The sequence below is a fragment of the Pseudomonas germanica genome, assembly GCF_019614655.1.
In the GTDB taxonomy this organism is placed as follows: domain Bacteria; phylum Pseudomonadota; class Gammaproteobacteria; order Pseudomonadales; family Pseudomonadaceae; genus Aquipseudomonas; species Aquipseudomonas neuropathica.
The window spans coordinates 6593902-6610226 of sequence record NZ_CP071586.1; the positions used below are offsets into that span (position 1 = coordinate 6593902).

Annotated in this window: 16 protein-coding genes; 3 read left to right on the plus strand and 13 right to left on the minus strand. The window is 59.4% G+C overall.

All coding sequences use genetic code 11. From position 1 onward, the window contains the following. The first annotated feature begins 125 nt into the window (after nucleotides 1-125). Nucleotides 126-767: an HD domain-containing protein gene (locus J0G10_RS29335; RefSeq protein WP_095049415.1), complete on the plus strand. Its 642-nt coding sequence runs from the start codon at nucleotides 126-128 to the stop codon at nucleotides 765-767. A gap of 141 nt (nucleotides 768-908) precedes the next feature. Here the strand turns inward: J0G10_RS29335 and J0G10_RS29340 are convergent, their stop codons facing one another. From J0G10_RS29340 to J0G10_RS29375, 8 genes are all read right to left on the minus strand, one after another. Next, the gene (locus J0G10_RS29340; RefSeq protein WP_093429780.1) at nucleotides 909-1799 is read right to left on the minus strand and encodes an ABC transporter permease subunit; all 891 of its coding nucleotides are present in this window, start codon (nucleotides 1797-1799) and stop codon (nucleotides 909-911) included. Then, nucleotides 1796-2677 carry an ABC transporter permease subunit gene (locus J0G10_RS29345; RefSeq protein ID WP_176471306.1) on the minus strand — a complete coding sequence of 294 codons (882 nt, stop codon included), beginning with the start codon at nucleotides 2675-2677 and terminating at the stop codon, nucleotides 1796-1798. Before J0G10_RS29345 ends, J0G10_RS29340 begins: the two co-directional genes overlap by 4 nt. A 35-nt stretch (nucleotides 2678-2712) precedes the next feature. After that, complete coding sequence (locus J0G10_RS29350) at nucleotides 2713-3855, minus strand: ABC transporter ATP-binding protein (RefSeq protein WP_095049413.1); 1143 nt, start codon at nucleotides 3853-3855, stop codon at nucleotides 2713-2715. 66 nt (nucleotides 3856-3921) lie between these two features. Next, nucleotides 3922-5019, minus strand: a complete 1098-nt coding sequence (locus J0G10_RS29355; protein ID WP_095125825.1) for a polyamine ABC transporter substrate-binding protein — start codon at nucleotides 5017-5019, stop codon at nucleotides 3922-3924. 187 nt (nucleotides 5020-5206) lie between these two features. Then, entirely contained in the window at nucleotides 5207-6319 is a 1113-nt protein-coding gene (locus J0G10_RS29360; protein ID WP_007913851.1) for a polyamine ABC transporter substrate-binding protein, read from the minus strand. Between the two features lie 172 nt (nucleotides 6320-6491). Then, nucleotides 6492-7856 carry an aspartate aminotransferase family protein gene (locus J0G10_RS29365; RefSeq protein ID WP_095049411.1) on the minus strand — a complete coding sequence of 455 codons (1365 nt, stop codon included), beginning with the start codon at nucleotides 7854-7856 and terminating at the stop codon, nucleotides 6492-6494. A 56-nt stretch (nucleotides 7857-7912) separates the two neighbouring features. Further along, a complete protein-coding gene (locus J0G10_RS29370) occupies nucleotides 7913-9271 on the minus strand; it encodes a glutamine synthetase family protein (protein ID WP_034151968.1) in 1359 nt (452 codons plus the stop codon). 95 nt (nucleotides 9272-9366) lie between these two features. Further along, nucleotides 9367-9723 carry a glutamine amidotransferase gene (locus tag J0G10_RS29375; RefSeq protein WP_095049410.1) on the minus strand — a complete coding sequence of 119 codons (357 nt, stop codon included), beginning with the start codon at nucleotides 9721-9723 and terminating at the stop codon, nucleotides 9367-9369. A gap of 278 nt (nucleotides 9724-10001) precedes the next feature. Between J0G10_RS29375 and J0G10_RS29380 the strand changes: the two genes are divergently transcribed. Continuing rightward, entirely contained in the window at nucleotides 10002-11378 is a 1377-nt protein-coding gene (locus tag J0G10_RS29380) for a glutamine synthetase family protein (RefSeq protein WP_007913842.1), read from the plus strand. 243 nt (nucleotides 11379-11621) lie between these two features. Then, complete coding sequence (locus tag J0G10_RS29385) at nucleotides 11622-12248, plus strand: TetR/AcrR family transcriptional regulator (protein ID WP_034151970.1); 627 nt, start codon at nucleotides 11622-11624, stop codon at nucleotides 12246-12248. Nucleotides 12249-12344: 96 nt separating this feature from the next. On the opposite strand, the gene J0G10_RS29390 is transcribed toward J0G10_RS29385, so the two are convergent. From J0G10_RS29390 to J0G10_RS29410, 5 genes are read right to left on the minus strand one after another with little or no spacing between them, the layout of a single operon-like run. Beyond that, the gene (locus J0G10_RS29390) at nucleotides 12345-12560 is read right to left on the minus strand and encodes a TOBE domain-containing protein (RefSeq protein WP_003229256.1); all 216 of its coding nucleotides are present in this window, start codon (nucleotides 12558-12560) and stop codon (nucleotides 12345-12347) included. Between the two features lie 27 nt (nucleotides 12561-12587). Further along, nucleotides 12588-13394, minus strand: coding sequence for an aliphatic sulfonates ABC transporter ATP-binding protein (ssuB, locus tag J0G10_RS29395; RefSeq protein ID WP_220557145.1), 807 nt, complete (start codon nucleotides 13392-13394; stop codon nucleotides 12588-12590). Then, the gene (gene ssuC / locus J0G10_RS29400) at nucleotides 13391-14173 is read right to left on the minus strand and encodes an aliphatic sulfonate ABC transporter permease SsuC (RefSeq protein ID WP_095049408.1); all 783 of its coding nucleotides are present in this window, start codon (nucleotides 14171-14173) and stop codon (nucleotides 13391-13393) included. Before ssuC ends, ssuB begins: the two co-directional genes overlap by 4 nt. Nucleotides 14174-14181: 8 nt before the next feature. Beyond that, nucleotides 14182-15330, minus strand: a complete 1149-nt coding sequence (gene ssuD, locus J0G10_RS29405) for an FMNH2-dependent alkanesulfonate monooxygenase (protein ID WP_122604480.1) — start codon at nucleotides 15328-15330, stop codon at nucleotides 14182-14184. A gap of 25 nt (nucleotides 15331-15355) precedes the next feature. Next, nucleotides 15356-16321, minus strand: a complete 966-nt coding sequence (locus J0G10_RS29410; protein WP_038358995.1) for a sulfonate ABC transporter substrate-binding protein — start codon at nucleotides 16319-16321, stop codon at nucleotides 15356-15358. Nucleotides 16322-16325: the final 4 nt, after the last annotated feature.

Sequence of the window (16325 nt, forward strand, 5' to 3'; positions counted from 1 at the left end):
TAGCTTGGCACGATTTGCAGGTGGATTGGCAAGGATCGCAGCCATGCGTCGATTGTCCGCTTTCAGCGTCAGGAACAGACTTCCCCCATCAGCGCCACGACGGCGTTCCAATGAGGAAACTTGCCATGACCACAACCATCGCCGGCATCAAAATCCCTGACAGCGCCCTCGCCCGGGCCACCACCGAATACATCCGCGACATCGAATCCGACCTGCTCTACCACCACTCCCGCCGGGTCTTTCTGTTCGGTGCGTTGAGCGGCGAGCGCCAGCAACTGGCCTACAACCCGGAGTTGTTGTACGTCGGCGCGATGTTCCATGACCTCGGTCTGGTCGAAGGTCATCGCAGTGATGACGAGCGTTTTGAGGTGGACGGCGCCAACGCCGCCGCGGCGTTTCTCAAACCGTACGGGTTGAGCGATGACGACATCGAACAGGTGTGGCTGTCGATTGCCCTGCACACCACGCCGGGCGTGCCGAAGCATCTGCGCCCGACCGTAGCGCTGGTCACCGCTGGTGTGGAAATGGATGTACTGGGGATGGATTACGCAGCGTTCAGCACTGTGCAGCGCGAAGCGGTGGTGCATGCGCACCCGCGTGGGGACGGTTTCAAGGAGTGCATTATCTGCGCGTTTGCCGATGGCTTGCGGCATCGTCCGCAGACGACGTTTGGCAATGTGAAGACTGATGTCCTGAAGGATCAGCAGCCGGGGTTCAAGCCGATGAACTTTGTTGAAGTCATCCGCCAATCTCCCTGGACGGCATAAATCCCATTGTAGGAGTGAGCCTGCTCGCGATAGCGGTGTGTCAGCTGAAAACTTCCTGGCCGATACACCGCTATCGCGAGCACGCTCACTCCTACATTTGAATTTGGGTTGGCCTCTAGGTGGAGGCCAACCCGATATTGCTTACGCCGCTTCCGGCGCCGGGGCGCGACGCACGTCCGGCTGCTTCCACGAATCGGCTGCGCTTTCTTCGATGGCTTGCTGGATGGCTTTCTTGCGCGCTTCTTCGGCACGGCGGCTGAAGAACCAGACCATGAAGGTCACGATCGATACCGCGAGCAAAATCAGGCTCGCCACGGCGTTGATCTCAGGCTTCACACCCAGACGCACTGCCGAGAACACTTCCATCGGCAAGGTCGTCGAACCAGGACCCGAGACGAAGCTCGCCAGTACCAGGTCATCCAGCGACAGCGCGAACGACATCATGCCGCCCGCCGCCAGCGATGGCGCGATCATCGGGATGGTGATCAGGAAGAACACCTTCCACGGTCGTGCACCGAGGTCCATGGCCGCTTCTTCGATCGACAGGTCCAGCTCACGCAGACGCGCCGACACCACCACCGCCACATACGCCGCACAGAACGTGGTGTGAGCGATCCAGATGGTGACGATGCCACGTTCCTGCGGCCAGCCGATCATCTGCGCCATGGCCACGAACAGCAGCAACAGCGACAGACCGGTGATCACTTCCGGCATCACCAACGGCGCTGTGACCAGACCGCCGAACAGCGTGCGGCCCTTGAAGCGGGTGATACGGGTCAGCACGAACGCTGCCAGCGTACCCAGCGCCACCGCGGCGACCGCGGTGTAGCAGGCGATTTCCAGCGAGCGCAGCACCGAGCCCATCAGTTGCGTGTTGTCGAGCAGGCCGACGTACCACTTGATCGACCAGCCGCCCCACACCGTCACCAATTTCGAGGCGTTGAACGAGTAGATCACCAGGATCAGCATCGGCAGGTAGATAAACAACAAACCCAGAACCAGCATCAGGCTGGAGAAACGGAAGCGCTTCATTCTTTACCCTCCATTTCCTTGGCCTGACTGCGGTTGAACAGGATGATCGGCACAATCAGGATCGCCAGCATCACCACCGCCAGCGCGGACGCCACCGGCCAGTCACGGTTGTTGAAGAACTCTTGCCACAGCACCTTGCCGATCATCAGGGTTTCCGGACCGCCAAGCAGTTCCGGGATCACGAACTCACCGACCACGGGGATAAACACCAGCATGCAGCCGGCAATGATGCCGTTCTTGGACAGCGGAATAGTGATCTTCCAGAAGCTGTTGAAAGTACTCGAGCCGAGGTCCGAAGCCGCTTCGAGCAGACTGTTGTCGTGCTTCACCAGATTGGCGTACAGCGGCAGGATCATGAACGGCAGGTACGAATAAACGACGCCGATGTACACCGCGAGGTTGGTGTTGAGGATCTGCAGCGGCTCGTCGATCAAGCCCATGCTCATCAGGAAACCGTTGAGCAGACCGTTGTTGCTGAGGATGCCCATCCACGCGTAAACGCGGATCAGGATTGCGGTCCAGGTCGGCATCATGATCAGCAATACCAACACCGTTTGCAGCTCTTTACGGGCGGTGGCGATGGCGTAGGCCATCGGGTAGCCGATCAGCAGACAGAGGACGGTGCTGATGAACGCCATCTTCAACGAGCCGAGGTAAGCGGCGATGTACAACTCGTCGCCCGCCAGCATCGCGTAGTTGCCCAGGTTCAGCAGCAGTTGCAGCTTCTGCTCGGCGTAGGTGTAAATCTCGGTGTACGGCGGAATGGCCACGTCGGCTTCGGCGAAACTGATCTTCAGGACGATGAAGAACGGCAGCATGAAGAACAGAAAAAGCCAGATGAACGGAACCCCGATGACCAGTTGCCGGCCATTGGGGATTATTCGGTTGATGCGGCGTTTGAATTTGCGCATGTTCATGAGCGGAGTACCACGCCGCTGTCGTCTTCCCACCACACGTAGACCTGATCGCCCCAGGTCGGACGCGCGCCGCGACGTTCGGCGTTGGCGACGAACGACTGCACCAGTTTGCCGCTCGGCAATTCGACGTAGAACACCGAGTGCCCGCCGAGGTAGGCGATGTCGTGCACCTTGCCGCTGGACCAGTTGTACTCGCAGGTCGGCTGGTCGGCGGTGACCAGCAGCTTCTCCGGACGGATCGCGTAGGTCACGGACTTGTCTTGCACCGAGGTGCTGATGCCATGGCCAACGTAGATCTGCCGATCGAGATCCTTACAGGTGATGGTCGCGTGGCCTTCGGCGTCGTCGATCACTTCACCTTCGAAGATGTTGACGTTACCGATGAATTCGCAGACCAGACGGCTGGTCGGGGTTTCGTAGATGTCGATCGGGCTGCCGATCTGGGCGATCCAGCCCAGGTGCATGATCGCGATGCGCTCGGCCATGGTCATGGCCTCTTCCTGGTCGTGGGTCACCATCACGCAAGTCACGCCGACGCGCTCGATGATTTCCACCAGTTCCAGCTGCATCTGCGAACGCAGTTTCTTGTCCAGTGCGCCCATCGGCTCATCGAGCAGCAGCAACTTCGGTCGCTTGGCCAGCGAACGTGCCAGCGCCACACGCTGACGCTGACCGCCCGACAATTGATGCGGCTTGCGCTTGGCGTACTGGCTCATCTGCACCAGCTTGAGCATCTCGGCTACACGGTCGTCGACCTCGGTCTTGTGAATCTTGTCCTGCTGCAGGCCGAAGGCGATGTTCTGCGCCACGGTCATGTGCGGGAACAAGGCGTACGACTGGAACATCATGTTGATCGGACGTTCGTACGGCGGCATGTCGGTGATGTCGACGCCGTCGAGGAAAATCCGCCCCTCCGTGGGCCGTTCGAACCCTGCCAGCATCCGCAGCAGAGTGGATTTGCCCGATCCCGAACCGCCGAGCAAGGCGAAGATCTCGCCCTTCTTGATTTCCAGGGACACATCGTCCACGGCAATCGTCTCGTCGAACTTCTTCGTGACCCGGTCGATTTTGACCAACACCTGTTTCGGTGTCTGGTCGCCCTCGAGGGCTTTCTTATAGGCGCCGGAGGCAACTGCCATTTACGAAACTCCCAGAAAAAAACAATGCAGTTCGCCCCGCAAGGCGAACCCAGGATAGTGTGTGCCTTACATCCCCGACTTGACCTTGGTCCAGCTGCGGGTCATCAGACGCTGAATGTTCGGTGGCAACTCGGTCGATACGTAGGCCTTGTCGATAACGGCCTGCGGTGGATACACCGACGCATCGGTGCGGATGGATTGCTCCATCAACTTGTCCGAACCCGGGTTGGGGTTGGCGTAACCGACGTAATCACTGACCTGAGCGATCACCTCAGGTTTCAGCAGATAGTTGATGAAGGCATGGGCCTGCTTCACGTTCGACGAATCCTTGGGGATTGCCAGCATGTCGAACCACAATGCGCCACCCTCTTTCGGCACCGTGTAGGCGATGTTCACGCCCTTCTTGGCTTCGGCTGCGCGGTTCTTCGCCTGGAAGATATCGCCGGAGAAACCGATGGCCACACAGATGTCGCCGTTGGCCAGATCACCGATGTATTTCGACGAGTGGAAGTAGGTCACGTAAGGACGCACCGCGAGCAATTTGTCGGTGGCTTTTTCGTAGTCCTTCGGATTGGTGCTGTTGGCATTCAGGCCCAGATAGTTGAGCACGGTCGGCATCATTTCATCCGCCGAATCGAGGAATGCCACGCCGCAGCTTTGCAGCTTCTTGATGTTCTCAGGCTCGAACAAAACGCCCCACGAATCGATCTTGTCGACACCCAGTACAGCCTTCACTTTATCGACGTTGTAACCAATGCCGTTGGTGCCCCACAGGTACGGCACGGCGTACAGGTTGCCCGGATCGTTCTGCTCCAGACGCTTGAGCAGCGCCGGGTCGAGATTGGCGTAGTTCGGCAGTTGCGCACGGTCAAGCTTCTGGAACGCCCCCGCCTTGATCTGCTTGCCGAGGAAGTGGTTCGACGGCACGACCACGTCGTAACCGGTACGCCCGGCCAGTAGCTTGCCTTCCAGGGTTTCGTTGGAATCGAAGACGTCGTAGACCGGTTTGATCCCGGTTTCTTTCTGGAAATCGGCCAGCGTGGTCTCGCCGATGTAATCGGACCAGTTATAAATATGCACCGTACCGGCGGCCTGGGCTCCGACAGCGATCGTCAGGCCGGCAGTGGCCAGCAGGGCTTTGCGCAAAGAAGAAAAAATAGGCAAGTGGAGGTCCTCTAAATTAGTTGGGCCCAAGTTGCCCCGCGCTGCATGACAGCCATGGCTGCCCGGCAACAAAACCGGCGCGCAACTTACCCTCGAAAAACCGTTCCTGCAAAACTTCCTGTCATTTAATTAATCCGCTGGCCGCCCTCGCGGGGACGACGGCCAGCGGTTGTTGCGTCAAACCGGCTTATTTACCGGATTTGATCTTGGTCCAGCTGCGAGTGATCAGGCGCAGGGTCGCTGCGTCCAGATCGCTGATCGCGTAGAGCTGTTTCTTCACTTCAGCCGACGGGTAGATGCTCGGATCGCTGGTGATGTCCTTGTCCACCAGTGGCGTGGCAGCTTTGTTGCCGTTCGGGAAACGCACGGCGTTGGTGATGCCGGCCATCACTTGCGGCTCAAGCAGGTAGTTCATGAACTTGTAGGCGGCTTCGACGTTTTCGGCATCCTTGGGAATGGCGACCATGTCGTAGAACGTGCCAGCACCTTCTTTTGGAATGGTGTAGGCCAGCTTGACCTTGTCTCCGGCTTCCTGGGCGCGGGTCTTGGATTGTTCCAGGTCACCCGAGTAACCGACGGCGACGCAGATGTTGCCGTTGGCCAGGTCGGAGATGTACTTGGAGGAATGGAAGTAGGCAACCGAAGGACGAATCTTCAGGAACAGGTCTTCGGCGGCTTTCAGGTCAGCCTTGTCCTTGCTGTTGGTCGGCTTGCCCAGATAGTGCAACGCCGCCGGAATCATTTCGGTCGGTGCGTCGAGGAAGCTTACGCCGCAGCTTTTGAGCTTCTCGATGTTTTCAGGCTTGAACACCACGTCCCAGGAATCGATTTTGTCGATGCCCAGCGCTGCCTTGACCTTGGCCGGGTTGTAGCCGATGCCGATCGAGCCCCACATGTACGGGAACGCGTGCTTGTTGCCTTGGTCGCTGGCATCGCCAACAGCCTTGAGCAGGTCTTCGTCGAGGTTCTTCCAGTTTGGCAGCTTGGACTTGTCCAGCTCCTGGTAAACACCGGCCTTGATCTGCTTGGCGAGGAAGTTATTGGAAGGCACCACAATGTCGTAACCGGACTTGCCGGCCAGCAGCTTGGCTTCCAGGGTTTCGTTGCTGTCGAAGACGTCATAGACGACTTTGATCCCGGTGGCTTTTTCGAAGTTGGCCACAGTGTCCGGGGCGATGTAGTCGGACCAGTTGTAGACGTGCAACACCTTGTCGTCCGCCTGAGCCGCAGCCGCCATGACTCCCATCAGGGACATGGCGAGCAGAGTCTTGCCAGCGAGCTTTTTGCCTAATGCCTTCATGCGTTAATGCTCCAAATTTTTCTTTTTTGAACCACTTTGTTCAGCGGCCGAACCCGGACAACTGGAACCGCGGCTAGTCTGGCAAGATCCGAGGCGGTCTTTCAAGAAAAGACCAGCCTTTCTGACAGCTTTGAGCGCGAGCGCCACGGCTCCCCCGCTCAAAGCCTAGCACTTAGCCCTGCAACGCACTGAGGGTCAGGTCCAGACACTTGCGTGCCTTTGTAACCAGCTCATCGATCTCGGCTTTGCTGATCACCAGCGGCGGCGCGATGATCATGGTGTCGCCCACAGCGCGCATGATCAGGCCGTTGTCGAAGCAGAACTGGCGGCAGATCATGCCGACGCCCTTGCCTTCATAACGCTTGCGCGTGGCCTTGTCCTGCACCAGCTCGATCGCGCCCAACAGACCGACTCCGCGAACTTCACCCACCAACGGGTGATCGTTCAGTTCCCGCAGACGTTTCTGCAAATACGGTGCCGTTTCGTTGTGCGCGTTCTCGATAATTTTTTCGTCGCGCAGGATGCGGATGTTTTCCAGGCCCACTGCTGCTGCCACCGGGTGACCGGAGTAGGTGAAGCCGTGGTTGAAATCGCCACCTTCGTTGAGCACCGCAACAACGGAGTCACGGACAATCAGGCCGCCCATCGGGATATAACCGGAGGTCAGGCCTTTGGCGATGGTCATCATGTCGGGCGCAAGGTCGTAGAAATCGCTACCGAACCACTCACCGGTACGGCCGAAACCACAAATCACTTCGTCTGCCACGAACAGGATGTCGTACTTGGCGAGGATTTCCTTGATGCGCGGCCAGTAGCTGTCTGGCGGAATGATCACGCCGCCGGCGCCCTGGATCGGCTCGGCAATAAAGGCACCGACGTTGTCGACGCCGACTTCGAGAATCTTCTCTTCCAGCTGGTTGGCCGCCCAGATACCGAACTCTTCCGGGGACATGTCGCCCCCTTCAGCGAACCAGTAAGGCTGCGCGATATGGACGATGCCCGGGATCGGCAAGTCGCCTTGTTCGTGCATATAAGTCATGCCACCGAGACTCGCGCCGGCCACGGTCGAACCGTGATAACCGTTCTTGCGGCTGATGATGACTTTCTTGTTTGGCTGGCCTTTGATCGCCCAGTAGTGGCGGACCATGCGCAGCATGGTGTCGTTGCCTTCGGAGCCGGAACCGGTGAAGAACACATGGTTCATGCCTTCCGGCGCCACGTCGGCGATTGCCTTGGCCAGTTCCAGCGCTGGCGGGTGCGCGGTCTGGAAGAACAGGTTGTAGTACGGCAGTTCGCGCATCTGTTTGGCGGCCGCGTCGGCCAGCTCATCGCGACCATAACCGATAGCCACGCACCACAGACCGGCCATGCCGTCGAGAATCTTGTTGCCTTCGCTGTCCCACAGGTAAACGCCCTTGGCGTTGGTGATGATCCGCGGGCCTTTCTCTTTCAGCTGCTTGAAGTCGCTGAACGGGGCCAGGTGGTGATCATTGCTGAGTGCTTGCCACTCGCGGGTTTGCGGGTTGTTGCTGGTCATGCCAATTCTCCTTGTTATCGGTGAAGGCGCGGCGGCTGCCAGCCGCGCCTGGCGTATCAGACGGCGAAGAGCAGGTACTCACGCTCCCAGGAACTGATCACGCGCTTGAAGTTTTCATGCTCGGCCCGTTTTACCGCGACGTAGCCAGTGATGAAGGTTTTGCCCAGGTACTTCTCGATGGTCGCGCTGTTTTCCATACGTTCCAGCGCGTCTTCGATGGTCAGTGGCAGGCGCAGGTTGCGGCGCTCATAACCACGGCCCACCACCGGCGCGCTCGGGTTGAGGCCTTCGACCATGCCGATGTAGCCGCAGAGCAGGCTCGCGGCAATCGCCAGGTACGGGTTGGCGTCCGCGCCCGGCAAGCGGTTTTCCACACGGCGGTTCTGCGGGCCGGCATCCGGTACGCGCAGGCCAACGGTGCGGTTCTCTTCGCCCCACTCCACGTTCACCGGTGCCGAGGTATCCGGCAGAAAGCGGCGGAACGAGTTGACGTTCGGCGCGAACAGCGGCAGCAATTCCGGGATCAATTTCTGCAAACCACCGATGTGGTGCAGGAACAACTGGCTCATGGTCCCGTCTTCATTAGAGAAGACGTTTTTGCCGGTCTCGATGTCAATGATGCTCTGGTGCAAGTGCATCGCACTGCCCGGCTCGCCGGTCATCGGCTTGGCCATAAAGGTTGCGGCCACGTCGTGCTTGAGCGCGGCTTCGCGCATGGTGCGCTTGAACACCAGGATCTGGTCGGCCAGCGACAGTGCGTCACCGTGACGGAAGTTGATTTCCATCTGCGCCGTGCCGTCTTCGTGGATCAGCGTGTCGAGGTCCAGCTCCTGCAGTTCGCACCAGTCGTAGACGTCTTCGAACAGCGGATCGAATTCGTTCGCCGCTTCAATGGAGAACGACTGACGACCGATTTCCGGACGGCCCGAACGGCCAATCGGCGGCTGCAACGGATAATCAGGGTCGTCGCTGCGCTTGGTCAGGTAGAACTCCATTTCCGGCGCGACGATCGGCTGCCAGCCCTTGTCGGCATAGAGCTTCAGAACTTTCTTGAGGACGTTGCGCGGCGACAGCTCGATCGGGTTGCCTTGCTTGTCGTAGGTGTCGTGGATCACTTGAGCAGTTGGCTCGATGGCCCACGGCACCAGGTACACGGCGTTCTGGTCGGGACGGCAGATCATGTCGATGTCGGCCGGGTCGAGCAGTTCGTAATAGATGTCGTCTTCGACGTAGTCGCCGGTCACTGTCTGCAACAGCACGCTCTCGGGCAGGCGCATGCCTTTTTCGGCGATGAACTTGTTGGTCGGCGAGATCTTGCCCCGGGTGATACCGGTCAAGTCGGCGATCATGCATTCGACTTCTGTGATCTTGTGGTCTTTCAACCAATCGGTGAGCTGGTCGAGGTTGTTACTCATAAATGCCTCTGGGCTGAGTCTCCTGACAGGATGTCAGGCAAAGTTTGACGCTTTGAGCGTCGCGTTAAAGGGGGGCTTGCTCGCGCAGTGCCGGCTTACGCCTGGCACCGCGCATAGACAATGAAAGAGGAGCTTACCTGCCCTTTACGCTGGCGTTGCATTTCCTGTGCACACTCAAGGCGTGCAGAATCACGAGCACGGCTGGGGAAGCCGCACAGGCTTTGGAAGTGAAAGCGATCTATATTGAAAGGAGACGCCATAAACAGGATGCTTTCCCATACGTCCAGAATATCGGACGCTGGCACTTGAACGGCCATGGACGGGAACATCGTCGCTAACGGGCGAACCATGCTGGCTGCGCTACCGACGGATTGGTCGCCACTGATGTGATGAGCATGCAGACCGGACTGTTGCGAGCAGTCGGTGATGCCGATTAACGGCAGGCGAGACATGAAGCACCCCGGTATTATTGCTGTTATGGGTTTGATCGGAGCTTAGCCTTGTTCATTTTTTTACACAACACCCCCGTAAAAAATACAACACGGCCTGCTCAAGCCCGCGGGTGCCAAGCGTCACAAGGACTAAAAACCGCCCAAAAGTGCCCCATAAATGCCCTTGCAGCGCTTTTTTAGGGCAAAAAAGGCCTCGCTTGACTTCGGCAGGCCGTTCGGGTTGACTGAAACCAGAAAAGATCAATGATTGATATTTTTAACAACAAAGGTGTTGCATCATGTCGGTACCCCCGCGTGCCGTTCAGCTTAACGAAGCGAACGCGTTCCTTAAGGAACATCCTGAGGTTCTGTACGTTGACCTTCTGATTGCGGATATGAATGGTGTGGTGCGCGGCAAGCGCATTGAACGCACCAGCCTCCACAAGGTTTACGAGAAAGGCATCAACCTGCCGGCCTCTCTATTTGCTCTGGATATCAACGGTTCGACGGTGGAGAGCACCGGCCTGGGCCTGGACATCGGCGACGCCGATCGCATCTGCTATCCAATCCCCGATACCCTGTGCAACGAGCCATGGCAGAAGCGCCCGACCGCGCAACTGTTGATGACCATGCACGAACTCGAAGGCGACCCGTTCTTCGCCGATCCGCGCGAAGTGCTCCGTCAAGTTGTTGCAAAGTTTGACGAACTGGGCCTGACCATTTGCGCCGCATTTGAACTCGAGTTCTACCTGATCGACCAGGAAAACGTGAACGGCCGTCCTCAGCCGCCACGCTCGCCGATCTCCGGCAAACGCCCGCACTCGACCCAGGTCTACCTGATCGACGACCTCGACGAATACGTCGACTGCCTCCAGGACATTCTGGAAGGCGCCAAAGAGCAAGGCATTCCGGCCGACGCCATCGTCAAGGAAAGTGCCCCGGCGCAGTTCGAAGTGAACCTGCACCACGTAGCCGACCCGATCAAGGCCTGCGACTACGCGGTACTGCTCAAGCGCCTGATCAAGAACATCGCCTACGACCATGAAATGGACACCACCTTCATGGCCAAGCCGTACCCGGGCCAGGCAGGTAATGGTCTGCACGTACACATCTCGATTCTGGATAAAGAAGGCAAAAACATTTTTGCCAGCGAGGATCCCGAGCAGAACGCCGCGCTGCGTCACGCGATCGGCGGTGTGCTCGAGACCCTGCCCGCGCAGATGGCTTTCCTCTGCCCGAACGTCAACTCGTACCGTCGTTTCGGCGCACAGTTCTACGTGCCGAACTCGCCGTGCTGGGGTCTGGACAACCGCACCGTGGCGATTCGCGTACCGACCGGCTCGTCCGATGCCGTACGTATCGAGCACCGCGTCGCCGGTGCCGACGCCAACCCGTACCTGTTAATGGCTTCTGTATTGGCCGGTGTGCATCACGGTCTGACCAACAAGATCGAACCGGGCGCGCCTGTCGAAGGCAACAGCTACGAGCAGAACGAACAAAGCCTGCCGAACAACTTGCGCGATGCCCTGCGTGAGCTGGACGACAGCGAGGTGATGGCCAAGTACATCGATCCGAAATACATCGATATCTTCGTCGCCTGCAAGGAAAGCGAGCTGGAGGAGTTCGAACACTCCATCTCTGACCTTGAGTACAACTGGTATCTGCATACCGTTTAAGCGGTTGTAGCTTCAGGAAAAACGCCGTTGGCTGATTCAGTCAACGGCGTTTTTTTATGGCCGCCTGCGGCGGTTCGCGAGCAGGCTCGCTCCCACAGTTGATCTCCAGTGAACATGAATGCTGTGTATACAAAGCTCCCCTGTGGGAGCGAGCTTGCTCCGGGCGGCGTTCCGACGAAAGCGGTCGACAAGACAACACACAAGCCGGCTCGTACAATGCCCGCTGCCCCGCAGGAGACTTCCATGACGCGACCCGCCCCCGTCCGCAAACCCCGTGCCCGCAGTCAGGCGCGCATCGATTCGATACTCGACGCCGCGCGCACGCTGCTGGCCGCCGAGGGTGTGGCGAGTCTGTCGATCTACAGCGTCGCCGAGCGCGCGCAGATTCCGCCCTCCTCCGTGTACCACTTCTTCGCCAGCGTCCCGGCATTGCTCGAAGCGCTGACGGCAGATGTCCACGCCGCGTTTCGCGCCTGCCTGCAAGCGCCGATCGATCACGAAGCTTTGCGTGACTGGCGTGATCTGTCGCGGTTGGTCGAGCAGCGGATGCTGGAGATCTACGACGAAGACGCCGCCGCACGGCAGTTGATCCTCGCGCAGCACGGCCTGACCGAAGTCACCCAGGCTGACCGTCAGCACGACATCGAACTGGGCGACCTGATGCACAAGCTGTTCGATCATCACTTCGAATTGCCGAGGCTGCCGGAAGATGTCGATGTGTTTGCTTTAGCGATGGAGTTGGGTGACCGGGTTTATGCGCGTTCGGTGCAGCAGCACGGGCAGATCACGCCGCGCATGGCCGAGGAAGGGATGCGCGTGTTTGATGCTTATATCGGCCTGTATCTGCCACCGTATCTTCCCAAGCGCTGAGCCATGATCGTTCCCACGCTCTGCGTGGGAACGATCGCCAGGCACAAAAAACCCCGAAGGGCTCACGCTCTCCGGGGTTGTTTTTTACTCACCGACTTACAGCTTGGCGATCGACACCTCGGTGGATTTCACAAAGGCGATCACTTCGCTACCGACCACCAGCTCCAGCTCTTTGACCGAGCGGGTGGTAATCACCGAAGTGACGATGCCGGAAGCGGTCTGCACGTCGATTTCCGACAGCACGTCACCGAGGACGATTTCCTTGATCGAGCCTTTGAACTGGTTACGGACGTTGATGGCTTTGATAGTCATGGCAATGATTCCTGTCGTTTGCTTGAGTTATTGAGCCCAACGCAGTTGCGTAGGCAGTGGTGAAACAGGTTCCGGCGCCGGCGGTTCGCCGGGCAGGGAGAGAACACGGTTAAGCACTTCGGTTTCCAGCGCCGCCAGTCGGTGCGAACCACGCACTCGCGGCCGCGGCAGTTCGACATGCAGATCGAGGCCCACTTCGCCGTCCTCGATCAGAATCACCCGGTCGGCAATCGCCACCGCTTCACTGACGTCGTGGGTCACCAGCAGCACGGTGAAGCCGTGTTGCTGCCAGAGACGCTCGATCAGTTGCTGCATTTCAATGCGGGTCAGTGCGTCCAGTGCGCCGAGCGGTTCGTCGAGCAGCAGCAGACGCGGTTGATGGATCAGCGCCCGCGCCAGTGCAACGCGCTGCTTCTGTCCGCCAGATAACGCTGCCGGCCACTCATTGGCACGATCCGCCAGACCCACCGCTTCCAGCGCCTCTAACGCTTGCGGGCGCCAGTTGCCTTTAAGACCGAGACCAACGTTGTCGATGATCTTTTTCCACGGCAGCAGACGTGCTTCCTGGAACATCAATCGGGTGTCTTCCCGCGCATCGCTGAGCGGCGCAGAACCGGCCAGCAAGTCGCCGCCAGTCGGCTGATCAAGCCCAGCGAGCAAACGCAGCAAGGTACTTTTGCCACAGCCACTGCGCCCGACCACGGCGACAAACTGCCCAGCCGGAATATGCAGATCGATGTCACGCAACACCTTCCGCGCGTCGAAGGTTTTCTGCAGGTTGCGCACCGCCAGCGGAATCCCGCGCAGCAGGCGTGGAGGTTGTTGAGCGGTCATGCCGCACCTCCTTTGGCAACCTGATACGCCGGGTGCCAGCGCAACCACACACGCTCAAGTCCTCGGGCCGCAAGGTCAGCGAGTTTGCCGAGCACCGCGTAAAGCAGGATCGCCAGCACCACCACGTCGGTCTGCAGGAACTCGCGAGCGTTCATCGCCAGATAGCCGATGCCCGAGCTGGCCGAAATGGTTTCGGCGACGATCAGCGTCAGCCACATAAAGCCCAGGGCGAAGCGCACGCCGACCAGAATCGAAGGCAGCGCACCCGGCAGAATCACCTGCCAGAACAGGCTGAAACCGCTCAGGCCATAACTGTGCGCCATCTCCACCAGCGCCGGATCGACGTTGCGGATGCCGTGATAGGTATTCAGGTAAATCGGGAACAACGTGCCCAGCGCCACCAGAAAAATCTTCGCCGACTCGTCGATGCCGAACCAGAGGATCACCAGCGGAATCAGTGCCAGGTGCGGCACGTTGCGGATCATCTGCACCGAACTGTCGAGCAGGCGTTCGCCCCACTTCGACAGACCGGTGATGAAACCCAAGGCAAGACCGATGCTGCCGCCGATGGTGAAACCGAGGGCCGCGCGCCAGCCGCTGATGGCCAAGTGCGTCCAGATTTCACCGCTGCGCACCAGACTCACGCCGGCTTCGATCACCGCCACCGGTGCCGGCAGGATCCGTGTCGACAACCAACCCGCCGACACCGACAACTGCCACACCGCCAGCAACAACACCGGCAACGCCCAGGGCGCGAGGCTGTGGATGATTTTCTTCATGGCGCGCCTCAGCTCTGCGACGCGGCTTTGGGAAGAATGTCGTTGGCGACCATCTCGCCGAACGGGCTGACATAACCGGCGCTTTTCGGTAGTTCCGGACGCTCGATGTCGAGGTGCGGGAACAGCAGTTCGGCGACGCGATACGACTCTTCGAGGTGTGGATAACCGGAGAAGATGAAGGTATCGATACCCAGATCGGCGTATTCCTTCACGCGTGCGGCCACGGTCGGGCCATCGCCAACCAACGCGGTACCGGCACCGCCGCGCACCAGACCGACGCCGGCCCACAGGTTAGGGCTGACTTCGAGGTTGTCGCGACTGCCGCCGTGCAATGCGGCCATGCGTTGCTGGCCGACCGAATCAAATCGCGCCAGGGAAGCCTGGGCACGAGCAATGGTGTCGTCGTCCAGATGCGAGATCAGCCGATCCGCCGCTTGCCAGGCTTCAGCATTGGTTTCGCGAACGATCACATGCAGACGAATGCCGAAGCGCACGGTGCGTCCGAGCTTGGCGGCTTTGGCACGTACCTGTTCGATTTTCTCTGCCACTGCTGCGGGCGGCTCGCCCCACGTCAGAACCATTTCAACCTGTTCGGCAGCGAGATCCTGCGCCGCTTCCGAGGAGCCACCAAAGTACAGCGGCGGACGCGGTTGCTGGATCGGCGGATAGAGCAACTTCGCGCCTTTCACGCTGATGTGCTGACCGTCGTAATCCACGGTTTCGCCTTCCAGCACACGACGCCAGATGCGGGTGAATTCCACCGAAGCCTGATAGCGTTCTTCGTGGCCGAGGAACAGACCGTCGCCGGCCAATTCTTCCGGGTCACCACCAGTGACCAGATTGAACAGCGCACGCCCGCCGGACAGACGATCCAGCGTGGCTGCCTGTCGCGCCGCCACCGTCGGGGAAATGATCCCGGGGCGCAGAGCCACGAGGAACTTCAGACGCTGGGTCACCGGGATCAGCGACGCTGCCACCAGCCACGAGTCTTCGCAAGAGCGGCCGGTGGGGATCAGCACACCGCCAAAGCCCAGACGATCCGCCGCTTGCGCGACCTGTTGCAGATAACCGTGGTCGACGGCGCGAGCGCCTTCGGCGGTGCCAAGGTAATGGCCGTCGCCGTGGGTAGGCAGGAACCAGAAGATATTGAGGCTCATGGAGTGGTCTCCTTAGGAATTCGAATTACTGCGCTTTAGCCACAGCGGCCGGTGGTGTCCAGATCACATCCTTGATGCTCAGTGGCTTGGGAATCAGCTTGAGCTGGAAGAACGTGTCCGCGATTTTCTGCTGCGCGGCGACCACTTCCGGGGTCAGGAACAGCGCGCCGTAGCCCTGGCGCTTGACCGAGGTCAGGGTGATGTCCGCCGGCAGACCGAGCAGTGGCGCAACCTGTTGGGTCACGTCTTCAGGGTTGGCTTTGGACCACTCGCCAACGGCGCGCACTTCTTCCACGAGGGTCTTGATCACCTCGGGATTTTTCTGTGCGTAAGGCTTGGTCGCGAGGTAGAACTGGTGGTTGTCGACGATGCCTTTGCCGTCACGCAGGGTGTGCGCTTGCAGTTGTTTCTCGGCCGCAGCCTGATACGGATCCCAGATGACCCAGGCGTCGACGCTGCCACGTTCGAACGCGGCGCGGGCATCGGCTGGCGGCAGGAATACGGTTTGAATATCGGTGTACTTGAGGCCGGCGTCTTCCAGTGCGCGCACCAGCAGGTAGTGCACGTTGGAACCTTTGTTCAGGGCGACTTTCTTGCCCTTGAGATCAGCTACCGATTTGATCGGCGAGTCTTTCGGCACAAGGATCGCTTCGCTGTTCGGCGCTGGCGGTTCGTAGGCAACGTAAAGCAGATCGGCGCCGGCCGCCTGAGCGAAGACGGGCGGGGTTTCGCCGGTGACACCGAAGTCGATCGAGCCGACGTTCAGGCCTTCAAGCAATTGCGGGCCACCGGGGAACTCAGTCCATTGCACGTCGACGCCTTGAGCGGCCAGACGTTTTTCCAAAGTGCCCTTGGCTTTGAGCAGCACCAGCGTGCCGTATTTCTGATAACCGATGCGAAGGGTCTCGGCTTGAGCTTGAGTGATGGCGCCGAAGGTGACAGCCGCAGCAAACAGAGCGACCAGACCACGACGCAAAAATACAGTGCGCATAGCG

Excerpts from the sequence above, each read along its gene's own strand:
- J0G10_RS29335 (WP_095049415.1), top strand. The coding sequence starts at position 126 with ATGACCACAACCATCGCCGGCATCAAAATCCCTGACAGCGCCCTCGCC.
- J0G10_RS29340 (WP_093429780.1), bottom strand. The coding sequence starts at position 1,799 with ATGAAGCGCTTCCGTTTCTCCAGCCTGATGCTGGTTCTGGGTTTGTTG.
- J0G10_RS29350 (WP_095049413.1), bottom strand. The coding sequence starts at position 3,855 with ATGGCAGTTGCCTCCGGCGCCTATAAGAAAGCCCTCGAGGGCGACCAG.
- J0G10_RS29360 (WP_007913851.1), bottom strand. The coding sequence starts at position 6,319 with ATGAAGGCATTAGGCAAAAAGCTCGCTGGCAAGACTCTGCTCGCCATG.
- J0G10_RS29365 (WP_095049411.1), bottom strand. The coding sequence starts at position 7,856 with ATGACCAGCAACAACCCGCAAACCCGCGAGTGGCAAGCACTCAGCAAT.
- J0G10_RS29370 (WP_034151968.1), bottom strand. The coding sequence starts at position 9,271 with ATGAGTAACAACCTCGACCAGCTCACCGATTGGTTGAAAGACCACAAG.
- J0G10_RS29375 (WP_095049410.1), bottom strand. The coding sequence starts at position 9,723 with ATGTCTCGCCTGCCGTTAATCGGCATCACCGACTGCTCGCAACAGTCC.
- J0G10_RS29380 (WP_007913842.1), top strand. The coding sequence starts at position 10,002 with ATGTCGGTACCCCCGCGTGCCGTTCAGCTTAACGAAGCGAACGCGTTC.
- J0G10_RS29385 (WP_034151970.1), top strand. The coding sequence starts at position 11,622 with ATGACGCGACCCGCCCCCGTCCGCAAACCCCGTGCCCGCAGTCAGGCG.
- J0G10_RS29390 (WP_003229256.1), bottom strand. The coding sequence starts at position 12,560 with ATGACTATCAAAGCCATCAACGTCCGTAACCAGTTCAAAGGCTCGATC.
- ssuB (WP_220557145.1), bottom strand. The coding sequence starts at position 13,394 with ATGACCGCTCAACAACCTCCACGCCTGCTGCGCGGGATTCCGCTGGCG.
- ssuC (WP_095049408.1), bottom strand. The coding sequence starts at position 14,173 with ATGAAGAAAATCATCCACAGCCTCGCGCCCTGGGCGTTGCCGGTGTTG.
- ssuD (WP_122604480.1), bottom strand. The coding sequence starts at position 15,330 with ATGAGCCTCAATATCTTCTGGTTCCTGCCTACCCACGGCGACGGCCAT.
- J0G10_RS29410 (WP_038358995.1), bottom strand. The coding sequence starts at position 16,321 with ATGCGCACTGTATTTTTGCGTCGTGGTCTGGTCGCTCTGTTTGCTGCG.